This window comes from Microbacterium sp. DT81.1 (genome assembly GCF_049844955.1).
GTDB lineage: Bacteria > Actinomycetota > Actinomycetes > Actinomycetales > Microbacteriaceae > Microbacterium.
In genome coordinates this window covers 67,573-81,239 of record NZ_JBNCMA010000002.1, presented here as the reverse complement: position 1 = coordinate 81,239, position 13,667 = coordinate 67,573, and the positions used below count along the sequence as shown (strand labels likewise).

The window sequence follows — 13,667 nt, the reverse complement described above, 5'->3', positions numbered from 1 at the left end:
GGATCAGAAGTAGCCACCGCGCTCCACGACCTCTCTGGGCGGCAGCCCGTCGGTGATCATCGCCTTCAGGCGCACCTCTTCGTCCTTGATCGCCTCGGCCGCGATGAGCACGTCGAGCGACTGCTCACGGGGAACGACGATGACGCCGTCGACATCGCCGACGATGATGTCGCCCGGCTGGATCGTCACCGAGCCGATGCGGATCGGGGTCTGCCATGCCGACATCCGGAATCGCCCGAGCATCCCGTTCGAGGTGCGGTACCGGCAGAACACCGGGAAGTCGAGCTCGAGGATCTTGTCGGTGTCGCGGACGCCGCCGTCGATCACGGCGCCGCGCGCTCCCTGACGCTTGGCTGCCATGGTCATGACCTCGCCCCACTGGGCCGACTCGTCGTCCTCCGACGTGTCCCACACGCACACCGCGTTGTCGGGGATCGCTTCGAGCATCGCGGCGCGCTCGACCATCTCGTTCTCGAGTCGAAGGTCCTTCGAGCCCTTGATGGTGAAGGCGATGCCCGCCATGCGGACGCCCTGCTCGAGCGAGGCTACGGCGGGCGGCAGCACCTGCTGCAGCAGGCCGGCCGCCCGCAGCACGTCGTTGATCGCCGCGGTGGGAACCGCCTGGTAGCGATCGCAGAGCTCGCGCTCACCGATCTTCGGCGCGGCGGGCGATGCCGCAGGGGCCTTTGAGATGTCTGCCGACACGGGAACCACACATTCTGCTCGGACGGGCCGGCGTGTGTCCCGGATGATCGTCCGAGGCATGTCGCCGGCTCTGGCTTCTCCACCCAATTTATGGACGGCTGAGGGGGTGCTCCAGGTCGTGGCTGTCGATCATTTGCACGATCTGCCGACGTCGATGGAGCATGATCATCCCGGTGTCACTGCGTCGCCGGTGGGGCGTCGCCGGGGGCGAACCCGGAGGGATCGACGGCCAGTCCCACGCCGTCCGGTCGCTCGATGAGCACCGTCCCGTCGTCGGCGACATCGACGTGCCACCCGCGGATCACGGCTTCATCGTCGAGCACGATCGAGTACACCGCCCGATGGCGGGTGCCCGCAGCGTTGCGGTAGGAGTACACGACGCCGCTGCCTTCACGACCCTGGGTGGGGGCGTTCGGCTGCGGCTGATAGATGTCGTGCAACGCCGTCCACCGACGATCTGCCGATCCGCTGACGGGAGCCGCGTCGGTCTCGGCGCTGAGACGGAAGAACTTGGCCGCCGCCTCGCCGCGACGCAGGACGAGCCGCGTCGCGGTCGCCTGGTTGACTCTCAGGCCGTGGTCGCGATCGTTGAGCACGAAGGACGTCTCGACCTTCACGGGCAGCGTCGAGGCGATGTCGTCCACGATGAGGACGACGTGCGGCAGGAGCGTGATCCATGTGCGCCGAGCCCGGGTGATGGTCTCCGGCAAGTTCGGGGCGAGGTCGACCGAGAACGCGGTCCAGCCCGCGGAGGTCCAGGGGGCGGTGCGGATGCCGACGGGGGCGGCGTGCGGCTGACGCCGCTCGAGGATCGCGTCCGTGCCGCCGTCGCGCAGCACCCAGGTGCTGTGGCTCTCGGCGCGCTTGGCCACCTGTTGGGCCTCGAGCCGATACGAGCAGTGTCCGGGGTCGGCGAAGAACAGCTCGTCTCCGTGACTCAGCACGAAGCTGCCGTGGTCGTCGTGGCGATGCGAGTCCACGTTCAGCCGGTCGGTGCCGGCCTGCGCCGCGAGCACGGTGCGGGTGCCGGTCCAGCGGTCCCGGACCATGACGGATCCCGTCTCGAAGCTCGCCGCGAGCGGAAGGCTCAGCTCTTCGGGCGACGACGCATCGGCCGCCGAGAGCAGGTTGACCACGCTCCGCCATCCGACCTCCGAGAAGAACCCGAAGGTGGAGAGGTGCGAGGGCTCGAGCTGGATGTCGCGATAGGTGTGCTCGAAGAGCCAGCGCGCGAGTCGCGCGTCCTCGTCGTCGGTGCCGGCATCCGGGCGGGCGATGCTCGTGAGGGCGTCGGCCGGCGGTCGCGCGGTCACCGCGGAGTCGCCGAAGTTGACCATCGTCGTATAGGTCCCGGCGCCGAGCTCGGGCCGCGCGCCCTGGAACAGAATGGACTGGGCGACCCACCGCATCATCGGCCCGTAGGGCGCCCGGTCGCGGGCCAGCAGCGAGGGGTCGTGCGCATCCAGAAGCTCGCGCACGTTCGTCAGGTGCAGGGTCGCGTAGCCCCAGTACTGCACGCTCTCGCCGTAGCTGTCGGCGTTGTAGAGCGAGCTCGCGGTCCGGTACCGCCCGGGCAGCGTGGCGATGCGGTCCGCGTCGCCACTCAGCAGTGAGATCGCGGCGAAGCCGTCCAGCAGCACCATGTACCAGTTGTTGGGGGGCGTGCCCTCTGCCCCGCCGGACTCGTCGTACCGCCGGGCGGAGCCCTCATAGGCCGTGACCGCGCGTTCGCAGGGCAGCAGGCAATGCTCGATCAGGCCGGCCACGATGTGTTCGCGCTCGTCCTCGTCGAAGAGCTCGGGGCACAGTTCCAGCACCTCGGCGACACCGAGCCCCACGTGGGCGGTCTCCAGCGCACCGATCGGCGGGTTGGTGCGCGTTCGGAAGAAGGGGCCCACCCACTCGTCGACCGGAAGGGCGAGCAGCCGCCGGGTCTCGGCCCGGAGCCACTCCGCGATCTGCTCGTCGGGGCGCATCGCATGCGCGAATGCCGCGTCGCCGAGGCGCTCCCACGCCACATGCCACCATTCGGCGAGCTCGCCGGGCTGGGTGACGGTCGGGGCGCTCGCCCACAGACGGGCGCGGTCGATGAGGACCTCCACGATGCGCGAGATACGTGGATCGCGCTCGGAACGCTCGCGGACGGCGGCCACGTCCAGTCGCCCCCGGGTCGTCGTGGGCGCGCTGTGTCCGGTCATGAGACTCCTTCGTCGGTCGCGATCATCACGCGGTGGGGAGATTCGTCTCCGGGTACCGCCGTGGTTTCGATCCTGATGCCGTCCTCGGCCGACAGCCATGGTGTCTCCGGATGGGAATTTGCACAAATCGACGGTGCAGCCACGCGCTGCCGACCAAGGCGTTTGACGCAAAGAGTCGGCACGCAGTCGGTGGGCTCGGGGTCCAGGAACGGCGAGGCTGGGGGGATGCCGGATGCCGACACCTCGAACACCCTGACCGACTCCTCCCGTCGGGGCGACGCCCCCGCTCTCGCGCGGGCCGGCGACGCCGCCCTCCGCGGACAGCACATCGTGGTCACGGGGGCCACGGGAGGGATAGGACAGAGCCTGGTAGCACGCCTCACCGCGGCGGGCGCGACGGTAGCCGCGACGGGCAGCTCACCCGAGCGCCTCGAGCAGTTGCGGGCCACGTCGCCCCACGCCCTTGTGCATGCGGCAGACATCACGTCCGAAGACGAGGTCGAGGGCTTCTACGCCGCGGTCCACGAGGCCGGTGGACCGGTCGATGCGGTGGTCAATCTGGCCGGTCTGTCGATTCCCGGCGCCGTCGCGGAGACGAGCGTCGAGGACTTCCACGCCCTGATCTCCGTCAACGTCCTCGGCACGTTCCTCTCGTGCAAGCACGCGCTTCCGCGCCTGCGCGAGACCGACGCCCAGATCATCAACGTCGGTTCGCTGGCGGGAACCAGGCCGAACGCGACGGCTCCCCTCTATTGCACGGCGAAGGCGGCGGTGGCGATGTTCACCGATGCATTCGCCCTGCAGGTGAAGGACCGGCGGGTGCGCATGACCAACCTGACACCCGGAGGAACCGACACGGCCTTCTGGGGCGACCGGCCCGTGAACCGAGATGCGCTCATGGCGAGCGACGACGTGGTCGACACGATCATCTTCGTGCTGACGCGCCCGAAGCACGTCGTCGTGCTCGACGTGCGCTTCGAATCGACCGGACGTCCCCGCGACTGACGCGGCCGCTCACCACCTCGCGACTTCGGAGGGGCTGGAGCCCGTCAGCTTCTTGTAAAGGTGGCTGAAGTAGTAGACGTCTCGGAAGCCGCAGGCGCGCGCCGTCTCGGTCACGTTGTACTCGCCGCTGGCCAGGAACTCGGTCGCCTTGGCGATCTTCACCTGCTGCTGGTAGCGGGTGGCGGTCATGCCGGTCGCCTGCTTGAAGACCGTGCGAAAGTGCGAGGGGCTCAGATCCGCGAGCGCGGCAAGCTCTTCCACGGAGTAGGTGCGCTCGTAGTTCTGCACGATCTGCTCGGTGATGCGGCCCATCCGGCGGAGGTACGGCTGACGCGTGTCCGGCACGTCGTGCTCGGAGACGATGCGATGCAGCACGAGCGCGACCGCCCCCCGGATCTGCAGAAGGTGACCCGGGCGCTTGGTCGCCCACGTCGAAACCATCGCGTGGAAGAGGCGCGCCGCGTCTCCGTGCGTGACCGGTGTCACCGACGCCAGCTCCTGCAGGGCATCCGCCGGATCCGACCCGTCGGCCGCGGTGACGGTGAATGCGACGGACAGGAACCGCCACGGCTGCGCGCTGTCGCTCGCCGCCGTGTGGGGCGTGCCGCGCGGCATGAAGATGATGTCGCCCGCCTCGATCTCATAGGCGGCGCCGTCGATCTGGTAATGCGCGCGGCCGGAGATGGCGTAGGCCAGGATCGCGGATCGCGAGTTCACGAAGTCTCGGATCCTCCAGCGAGGGTTCGGGGCCCGGTCGATGACGTATTCGATGTCGGTGACGACGAGATCGAACACCGGCTCGAGCGCGCCGGCGAGCGGATGCACGCTCTCGTTCACGTCAGACTCGCGAGAGCGTGGGGAGGCCGCCCGTGTGGGCTCAGCATCCGCATGACGCCCTGATGATCAGCTCCCCGCGGAGCGAGGTTGCGGTTCCCGAACCCGCGGGGCCGTCGAGGAGGTGATCCAAAGCCTGCGCGGCGAGCTCGTCGATCGGCTGGCGCACCGTCGTGAGCGACGGCCACGCGTACTCCCCCTCGGCCGACCCGTCGAAGCTCACGATGGCGAGATCGTCGGGCACCCGGACGCCGTGCTCGTGGATGGCGCGCAGCGCCGCGGCCGCCGTCATGTCGGTGCTGATGAAGACCGCTTCCAGCTCGTCCCGCCGGGCTGCGAGTTCGACGCCTGCGCGGTACGCGTCTGCGCGCGTGAAGTCGCAGTCCACGACGGGGCCCGGCTCGAGGCCGGCGGCCGTCAGCGTCGCCAGCCATCCATCGAATCGCCGATCGTGCGTCGCACCGAGGAATCCGATGCGCCGGTATCCGTGCCCGAGCAGGTGCTCTGTTGCGGTCTCCGCGCCATCGGCGAGCTCCACGCCCACCCCTCGGGCGCCCGGCACCGCCCCGATCGGGTTGAGCACCGCCCACGCCATGCCCGTGCTCTCGAGCACCGAAGCATCTCGCTCGTCGACCACGAGGGCGAGCAGCACGCCGTCGACCTGCCGGGAGGCGAGGGCCCGCACGTGCTCCTCGATGCGGTCATGATCGCCGTCCGAGTTCATGGTCAGCACGTCGTAGCCTCGCGCGCGCGCTGCGCGCTCGACCCCGAGACAGAGGTCGGCGATGAACACGTTGGTGGTGTCGGGCACGATGACGCCGATGAGTCGTGACGATCCCATCCGCAGGGCACGAGCCGTCGCGTTCGGGGTGTAGCCGAGCAGCCGGATCGACTCCCGCACCCGCCTGGCCGTCTCGGCCGCGACGGGCGCTGCGCCGTTGAGCGTGTAGGTGACCACCGCGTCGCTCACGCCGGCGTGGCGCGCCACGTCGTGGCGCGTCACACGCCGCCGGGGGGTGCCTGTATCGCTGATGGCCGTGCCTCTGATCGGGACCGTCTGATGCGGTGATCCGATGATAGCTCCAGGGGCTGTCCCGGCCATCGAGCCCTGCGGGGATCGATCGCCGGCGCGCGGCGGCGGGATGCTGCGCGGAATCACGCAGGCAGCGTGCGCCGTCTGATCAGCTCGGAGTACCAGTGGGCGCTCGCTTTCGGCGTTCGCACCTGGGTGGCGTAGTCCACGTGCACGATCCCGAAGCGCTTGCTGTAGCCGAGCGCCCACTCGAAGTTGTCGAAGAGCGACCATGCCTGGTAGCCGCGCACATCCGCCCCCCGGCGCATGGCACGCTGCACGGCAGCGACATGGTCGCGCAGGTAGTCGAGCCGCCGCTGATCGTCGACGACGCCGTCGACGAGGTCGTCGTCGAAGGCGGCGCCGTTCTCGGTGATCATGAGCGGCTGCTCGGGATACCGGGTGCGCAGGTCGACGAGCAGCTGTTCGAGCCCGTCGGGGTCGATGTTCCATCCCATCGCCGTGCGAGGACCGGGCTCTTCCACGAAGGCGATCCGCTCCGCTCCCGGGTATCCGGGGTTGCTCGCGTCGGCCTCGGAGGTGTGAAGCGCGCGAACCGTCAGCGGGAAGTAGTAATTGACGCCCAGCACGTCCAGCGGCTGGTGGATGACCTCGAGGTCACCGGGCGCGACGAACGCCCAGTCGGTCAGATGTGCGGTGTCGGCCAGCACATCATCCGGGTACGACCCCTCGAGCATCGGCTGCAGGAAGATGCGCGTGCTGATGCCGTCGATCTGCCGCACCGCGTCGTCGGCGCGGTGCCCCTGGCCCTTGAGGTGCGACATGTTCAGCGTGACCGAGAACCGTGCCTGGTCCCCGACCTCCGCGCGAAGGGACTGGATCGCCAGGCCGTGGGCGAGGTTGAGGTGGTGCGCGGCGGTGACGGACGCGACGGGGTCGGTGATCCCCGGCGCGTGCACTCCGGCGCCATACCCGAGGAAGGCGCTGCACCACGGCTCGTTCAGGGTCGTCCACGTGTGCACGCGGTCACCGAGGGAACGACCGACGATGGCCGCGTAGTCGGCGAAGGCTGCGCTCGTCGCACGGTTCGTCCAGCCCCCGAGGTCGCCGAGCGCCTGCGGGAGATCCCAGTGGTAGAGCGTCGCGATCGGGCGGATGCCGCGCTCCAGGAGGCCGTCGACGAGGCGCTCGTAGAAGTCGAGGCCGATCGCGTTGGCCGGGCCGGTGCCGGTCGCCTGGATGCGCGGCCACGCGATCGAGAAGCGGTACGATTCGAGGCCGAGCTCTGCCATGAGATCGAGATCGTCGGTGAGGCGGTGATAGTGGTCATCCGCGACATCGCCGGTATCGCCGTTCAGCACCTTGCCGGGGGTGTGGCTGAACGTGTCCCAGATCGAGGGGCCGCGGCCGCCCTCGCGGGCCGCTCCTTCGATCTGATAGGCGGCGGTGGCGGCGCCGAACAGGAAGTCCCGGGGGAAGACGTCGGCAGGCTGTCGAACACTCATTGTGAAGGTGCTTCTCTATGTAGGGGTGGGATTGCGGTTGTCGTCAGTGGCGCAGGGTGGCCCGGGCCAGATGGAGCAGAGCCCGGGCCACGCTGCACGACGTGATCAGGCGGTGTGGGTCAGTGCCGTCCGCGGAGTTCGAACGCCCCGCGGTCGAACGCGCTGCCTGAGGGGCGCTTCTTGCCGTCGAAATCGTCGGTCACCTCCGGCAGCGCGATCCCGGTGTCGCCGGCGGGGGATCCGCGCGTCAGCCGGAAGTCCGCCACGGCAGGATCGGTGCTGGGTGCGACGAACTCCGGGTCGACGATCAGGTCGTTAGCCCCGAGCACCTCCGGCTCCGCCCCACCCCAGTACGTGTTGTAGTCGTAGAGCACGTTCTCGTTGCGGTAGGCCGAGTTGCTCGGCTTGCCGGGCAGCGTCACCGAGACGTTGTTGATCACTCGCACGTCGCGGCTGACGAAGGCGCTGATGTTCGGGTTGTTGATGAAGGGGCTGCGCGAGTTGAGGTAGCCCGTGTTGTTCAGGATGTCGACATTGGCCGAGCGGTACGCGTGGATGCCGGTGCCGCCGTTGTCGAAGACGACGTTGTTCGCCACCAGGGTGCGCCCCTTGTAGTCGACGCCGCCGGAGGAACGTGCGTTCAGGGTCGAGTCGACGATGATGCCGTTGCCGTCGGAGATGCAGTTGCATGCGATCCACTTGACCTTGCTCTCGTTGTCGTATGAGACGTTGTTCTCGATCCTGATCTTGTAGCCGGTGGCGTCATCGACGTCTTCCGGGGTGAGGATCGAGATGCCGCTGTTCGCGTAGACCGAGTACCAGGCGTTCGAGTGCACAACGTTGTCGGCGAAGGTGATGTAGTCGCCGCCGGTCGTGCTCAGCCCGCCGCCCGGGCAGTCGTAGATGTGCGAGTTGATGACCGTCAGGTGGGACCAGCGCTCACCCGCGGCGTTCTTCCGCGCGTGCACGCAGTTCTGGTTGTAGGTCGCCTTGCCCGGGCTCGCGTTGGCCGTCGCGTCCTCGAGCGTGAGGTTGTCGGCGTTGCCGCGGATCTCGAGGCCGTCGAGGACGATGTGGGACGCGCCGACGAGCGAGACGCCGTTCCACCCGGTCACCGGCCGGATGACCGGGGTCTGGTTGTGGTAGGCCCGGTACGTGATCGGGGCATCGAGCGTGCCCGACCGCGTGATGCGCAGGACCCCCTGCCCCGACGTGTCTGCGTACTCTCCGTCCATGATCTCGACCGTGTCGCCGGGCTCCGTCAGATCGGATGCGCGCTGGATGGACCGGAACGCCTGATCCGGCGCCAGGCCGGTGTTGGTGTCCGCACCGGCGCCGCTGACGAAATAGGTGGTGGGTCCGTCGGAGGCGGCGTCTGCATGCGCTGCGACGCCCGCGCCGCTGAACACCGCCGCCAAGGCGATGACCGAGATGCTTCGCGTGAACTTCATGAATGAGTGCTCCTTTGCAGTATCCGAGTTGCGATCGTGAGTGACTTTACTCGTGTAAATGCTTTCGCGCCACGTCTTCGTGCAAGCCCGACCGGCCTGCTTGGGCGCCCGCCGGGTCAGCTCCGGGTCAGACGCGTCAGCGCGCTCAGGTAGTCGCGATTGGAGAACCGGAGCGAGCCGTTGCCGGGGTGCGTGTTCAGCTCGTCGTGCAGTACGAGGCCTCGCTGCATCAGGTAGGCGCCGCTGAACCGCCTCCCCGTGCGCTGGTCGACATAGAAGGCCGCGGGGTCGAGACGGCGCAGAACCGTGCGCCTGGCTCCCCTCTCCAGGGAGCGTCGCGGCTCGTAGGAGAGAACGACGACGGAGTTCTCGCGCACATACTGCACCGCCGTCAGCCCCGCGCCGGGCCGCCCGCCGAGCCGGTGCAGTGCGCCGAGCTGGATCACCTCGCGGATCTCCTTGTAGAGGGCGACCTGCTCCGCCGCCTCGTCGAGCTCGGCATCCGACCACGAATCGAGGTCACCGCCGATCGCGAGTGCTCCCGCCATGGCGACGTGGAAGCGGTACTGCAGGGGGACGACGCGCGCGGTGATGGGATTGGGCGAATCCGTCACCCAGTTGCACATGGTGATCGCCGGATAGAGCTGGCTGAAGCCGTGCTGGATCGTCTGGCGATCGAGCGCGTCGGTGTTGTCCGAGGTCCAGAACTGGTCGATGACCTGCATCATGCCGAAGTCGACGCGCCCGCCGCCCCCGCTGCAGGACTCGATCCGCAGGAAGGGATGGCGCTCGCGCAGCGTCGCCATGATGTCGTAGACGGCCCGCGTGTGGCCGAGCCACAGAGAGCCGTGATCGCGCGCGTTCTCCGGCCAGCCTGCCTGGGTGAAGGAGCGGTTCATGTCCCACTTGATGAAGTCGAGCCGGTACGTCGACACGAGATCATCCAGCCACGCCAGCGCCCACTGCTTCACGTCGTCGCGGGCGAAGTTGAGCACCAGCTGGTTGCGGGCCTCGTGCCGCGTGCGCCCCTCGAAGTGCAGCACCCAGTCGGGATGGGCCCGGTAGAGGTCGCTATCGGGGTTCACCATCTCGGGCTCCACCCAGAGCCCGAATCCCATGCCGAGCCCTCGCACGTGGTCGGCGAGGGGCTGCAGGCCGTTCGGGAACCGATCCGGGTTGGGGTGCCAGTCGCCGAGACCGCGACGGTCGTCGGTGCGCGCACCGAACCATCCGTCATCGAGCACGAACAGCTCGGCGCCGATCGCCGCCGCCTTGTCGGCCAGGCGCATCTGCTGCGCTTCAGAGACATCGAACTCGGTCGCCTCCCACGAGTTGTAGAGCACCGGCCGAAGCTCGTCCACCGCGGGCCTCAGGTGACGAACGGCGAACGCATGCCACTTCCGCGAGGTTTCGCCGAAGCCGCCGTCGGTCGCGAGGCCGTAGGAAGGCGGCGTGACGTGTCGGCGCCCGCTCTCGAGAACCAGGCGAACCCCTTCGTGCCCGAATCCGGTCGTGACGGACACGCCGCCTTCGGGCCGGCGCTGAGCCGTGAGGTGCCAGCTGCCGCTCCAGCCCAGCGAGACGGTGCGAATGACGCCGGCTTCTTCGGTCGCATGCTGCGGATGCACCATGATCCACGGGTTCGCGGCGTGACTGGTCGTGCCCGTGCGAGACGAGAAGGTCAGATCGCCGACCGGAAGCGGTCCGCGCTCGAGCTGGGTTTCGCCGCCCCAGTGTCCGTTGACCGACGAGTACCAGTAGTCGTCGGCTTCGTCGATGAACCAGTTGGCCGAGTCCCCGCGCAGCAGCACGACGTCGCCCTCGGCATCCTCTCCTGATTCGAGTTCCATCCACCGCTCGATCACGTCCGAGTCGGCCCGCACGCGATAGTGCAGGTGCACCGAGAAGGCGAAGAGGCTGTCGGCGAGCGAGAGCACGAGCGTCGACTGGCCCGCAGCTTCGTTGTCGATGCGCGCATCGACGAAGCGGAGCTCGAGAGACTGGTTGCCACCAGGGAACACGACCTGAAGGCCGGGGACGCCCCACCGCACGCCGCCGTCCGCCAGGACCTCCTGCTGCACCTCTTCCGGGCGGGAGGTGTCACTGCGCCACGGGCTCGTGTCGCCGCGCAGAAGCTGCCCCCAGTCATCGGAGGGAAGCGACGGGCCCCAGTAACGCTGGGCCGGCAGTCCGGTGGCGTCGAGCCCGATCGCGTACAGCGAGCCGGGCGTCTCGATGAGCCAGCCCTTTTCGTTCGGTGCGGCGGTGATGGGCATAGAGAAAGTCCTTCCAGGAGTCGTCGTGCAGCCGAGGCGCTAGGTCGACCGCGCCGAGTTTACTCGTGTAATTGCCCGTGACCATGCCACCCACTCGCCTACGGCCGGATCAGGGTGGTGATACCCCGCTCGGACAGCTGTCCCGCGTCGGCGGTTCGACTCTCGAGCACGATCGCCGGGCGGATGCCGTCTTGGATGAGGGCGAAGAAGTGATCGGCGAAGCGCAGGTCGGGCGTCTCCGCGTCGGGCAGCACGAGCGCGTGGGATCGCGTCGGCGCCGGCCCGGTCGACCCAGCTCGAACGTCGGCGACGGCCTGGCGGAAGCGCTCCCCGGAGGATTTGACCGCATTGTCGACGGTCAGCAGACCCAGGTCGTACTCCAGCTCGACGAAACCGCCCAGGGAGCGGTCGATGTCGTGCGAACACCACCACGTGATCCCCCACAGGCCGGCAACGGACGCGCTGATGCGAGTCGCCTCCGCCACGAACTCGTCGCGGACCTCCTGCGGCATCCATTCCGGGGCGATGCCAAACTCCTGCAGCCAGACGGGGCGGCTGCTGTCTCGCGCGAATGCCTTGGCGAGCTCGAGCATGTACTCGGTGAGGTGCTTCGTCCCGACACCGGACGCGCCATACCTCTCGAGCGCACCGGTGAAGAAGACCCAGGCGTGGACGGGTGTGACCGCGCCTGTGCTGGCCAGTGTGCCGCGGCTGAACGCGCTCGTCGATGTGAGCCATGGCAGGTGGTCCATCCCGACCGAATGCATGCAACCCGGCATGAGGGCGTCGCAGCGGTCGAGCAGCCGGGTCAGCCACGCGTCACCCTCGGGCTGCGTCGTGACGTTCTTGGTGTCCGTCGCGAGCACGCTCGGTTCGTTGGCGAGGTCGATCCCGACGAAACGCGGGTGGTCTCCGATGCGCTCGGCGATCGCCCGCAGCAGGCTCTCCTGCGCCGCGATGACCGCGCCGTCGGTGAAGATGCTGACCCCGTCCTGCACCCACGACGGCCGGAAGTCGAACCCGCTCAGCCATCCGTTGAAGACCGTGACGATGACGTCGAGCCCGGCAGCGTGAGCCATGTCGAGCAGCGACTCGAGATGCCCGAGCATGACGGCACTGACCATGTGCGGATTCGGCTGGAACAACGGCCAGAGGCAGTGGATCCGCACATGATCCGCGCCCAGGTCGGCGATCGCCATAAGGTCGCGTTGGACAGACGCCGGTTCCCAGTCGACCCACGAGTACCACCACCCGCTGCTGGGGACGTAGTTGACGCCGAACCGCGGAATCCCGCTCGGGCTCCCGGTCACGAAGCCCCGCCCACGCCTGTGAGGACCGGCGGCTGCTCCGCGCCCGCGGAGGGTCGGCTGGCCTTTTCGAGCACCGCCATGGTCTCGGCGAAGCGCAGATCAATGCGCCGGCGCGCTTCGGCGACTCTCGTCTTCGCCTCGCGCGGATCGAGCGCCAGCGCGAGCACCGCCTCCGGGAACCGGGCTACATCCTTCTCGTCGTCGAAGTTGAACAGCCAGTCATCCAGGCCGATGTCTTTCCACATGACGCCCTTGCTGCTCTGTTCCACCCAACGGGTGACCGTTGCGGGCACCCCGTGCGCGATGCAGATGATCGGGCTGTGCATCTCATGGCTGAACAGCCCTGCGGACCGCTTGTAGACGCCGGATGCCTCCTCGAGCAACCACGGTCGATCAAGCCATACGACCCTCGGCCGGACGTCCTCGGGCAGGCGGTCGAGCACCCACGTCTTGCCGATCTCGGTCTCGGTCTCGTCTTCGTTGCAGATGAGGATCTTCAGATCGGTCCGGCGCGCCACCGCGGTGATCGCCTCGCGCAGCGGGATGTGATCGTGCTCCTTCATCTCCTCGTTGCGCTGGTGAAGCCGCGGGTCGAACGCGCGCCGCTTGCGCACATGCCGCCACGTCGGCGTGAACCGCTGCTTCGGGATGACGCACACGAACTCGCCGTCACGCAGACCCAGTCCCTTCAACAGCCTCTCCGCTGCTTCGTCGTCGGCGATGTCGAGAGCGAACGCCGCGTCGGGCGACCACCCCATGATCGGCGCGTCGACACCATCCTGGCGCGCCTTCTCGAGCGAGACCGAGTCGCGGAAGTATGCGAATGCCGCCGCGGTCAAGGCGTCCCTCTCGGCGTTCCCGAAGACCCAGTGTCCGTAGCTCACGCCGTAGACGCCGTATGGTTTGCCGGTTCTGGCCTGGAAGGCCTGAAGGTCGCGCCACGAGAGCGCGTATGGGCCCGAGTTGTGCAGCATGAAGTCCGCCGACTCGACGGCCGCCTCCAGCTCGGGCGTCGATGCGGCACCCGTCTCATCGAGCGTGCCCTGAACGATCCGCAGCCGGGGGAAGCGTTCCTTCAGAAAGCGCACCTCGTAGTCGGGGAGCTCCTGATAGAACGGCCAGAAGGTGATCTCCGCCTCCGGCAGATGACGCTCCAGAAGGGCGAGCCCCCCGGGTGTGTGCGCCACGTCGCCGATGTTCTCGATCTGCCACCCCGAACGAAGGATGATCCGGCGGGGACGGGTTGCACCCGGGTGCGGTGGGGTGTGCTGGGTAGGCATGTCATCTCCATGAATGTCGTGGTGGGCAGTGTGTCAGGTGGCAGGGCGATATGAGGCCGCGCACGAGGTG

10 protein-coding genes are annotated in these 13,667 nt (G+C 68.3%); 1 reads left to right on the top strand and 9 read right to left on the bottom strand.

Annotated elements, in window-relative coordinates; translation table 11 throughout:
- Positions 1–3: 3 nt before the first annotated feature.
- The gene (locus ACLQ2Q_RS05505; protein WP_425818795.1) at positions 4–705 is read right to left on the bottom strand and encodes an RraA family protein; all 702 of its coding nucleotides are present in this window, start codon (positions 703–705) and stop codon (positions 4–6) included.
- Positions 706–881: 176 nt separating this feature from the next.
- Positions 882–2,903, bottom strand: a complete 2,022-nt coding sequence (locus tag ACLQ2Q_RS05500; protein WP_425818793.1) for a heparinase II/III domain-containing protein — start codon at positions 2,901–2,903, stop codon at positions 882–884.
- A gap of 225 nt (positions 2,904–3,128) precedes the next feature.
- On the opposite strand from ACLQ2Q_RS05500, the gene ACLQ2Q_RS05495 reads away from it, so the two are divergent.
- Positions 3,129–3,908 (top strand): SDR family oxidoreductase, encoded by a 780-nt coding sequence (locus tag ACLQ2Q_RS05495; protein ID WP_425818791.1) that lies wholly within the window; start codon positions 3,129–3,131, stop codon positions 3,906–3,908.
- A 9-nt stretch (positions 3,909–3,917) separates the two neighbouring features.
- Here ACLQ2Q_RS05495 and ACLQ2Q_RS05490 read toward each other — a convergent pair whose 3' ends face one another.
- The 7 genes from ACLQ2Q_RS05490 to ACLQ2Q_RS05460 all read right to left on the bottom strand — a co-directional run bounded on the left by ACLQ2Q_RS05490 (position 3,918) and on the right by ACLQ2Q_RS05460 (position 13,597).
- Positions 3,918–4,745, bottom strand: a complete 828-nt coding sequence (locus tag ACLQ2Q_RS05490) for an AraC family transcriptional regulator (RefSeq protein ID WP_425818788.1) — start codon at positions 4,743–4,745, stop codon at positions 3,918–3,920.
- Positions 4,746–4,785: 40 nt separating this feature from the next.
- On the bottom strand, positions 4,786–5,730 hold the full coding sequence (locus tag ACLQ2Q_RS05485) for a LacI family DNA-binding transcriptional regulator (RefSeq protein ID WP_425818786.1): 945 nt from the start codon (positions 5,728–5,730) through the stop codon (positions 4,786–4,788).
- 167 nt (positions 5,731–5,897) lie between these two features.
- On the bottom strand, positions 5,898–7,280 hold the full coding sequence (locus tag ACLQ2Q_RS05480) for a GH1 family beta-glucosidase (RefSeq protein WP_425818784.1): 1,383 nt from the start codon (positions 7,278–7,280) through the stop codon (positions 5,898–5,900).
- Positions 7,281–7,399: 119 nt separating this feature from the next.
- On the bottom strand, positions 7,400–8,731 hold the full coding sequence (locus ACLQ2Q_RS05475; RefSeq protein ID WP_425818782.1) for a choice-of-anchor Q domain-containing protein: 1,332 nt from the start codon (positions 8,729–8,731) through the stop codon (positions 7,400–7,402).
- Positions 8,732–8,847: 116 nt separating this feature from the next.
- Positions 8,848–11,007 carry an alpha-galactosidase gene (locus ACLQ2Q_RS05470; protein ID WP_425818780.1) on the bottom strand — a complete coding sequence of 720 codons (2,160 nt, stop codon included), beginning with the start codon at positions 11,005–11,007 and terminating at the stop codon, positions 8,848–8,850.
- Between the two features lie 98 nt (positions 11,008–11,105).
- On the bottom strand, positions 11,106–12,317 hold the full coding sequence (locus tag ACLQ2Q_RS05465; protein ID WP_425818778.1) for a glycoside hydrolase 5 family protein: 1,212 nt from the start codon (positions 12,315–12,317) through the stop codon (positions 11,106–11,108).
- Positions 12,314–13,597, bottom strand: a complete 1,284-nt coding sequence (locus tag ACLQ2Q_RS05460; RefSeq protein ID WP_425818776.1) for a polysaccharide pyruvyl transferase family protein — start codon at positions 13,595–13,597, stop codon at positions 12,314–12,316. The genes ACLQ2Q_RS05465 and ACLQ2Q_RS05460 overlap by 4 nt, the downstream gene beginning before the upstream one ends.
- Between the last annotated feature and the right edge of the window lie 70 nt (positions 13,598–13,667).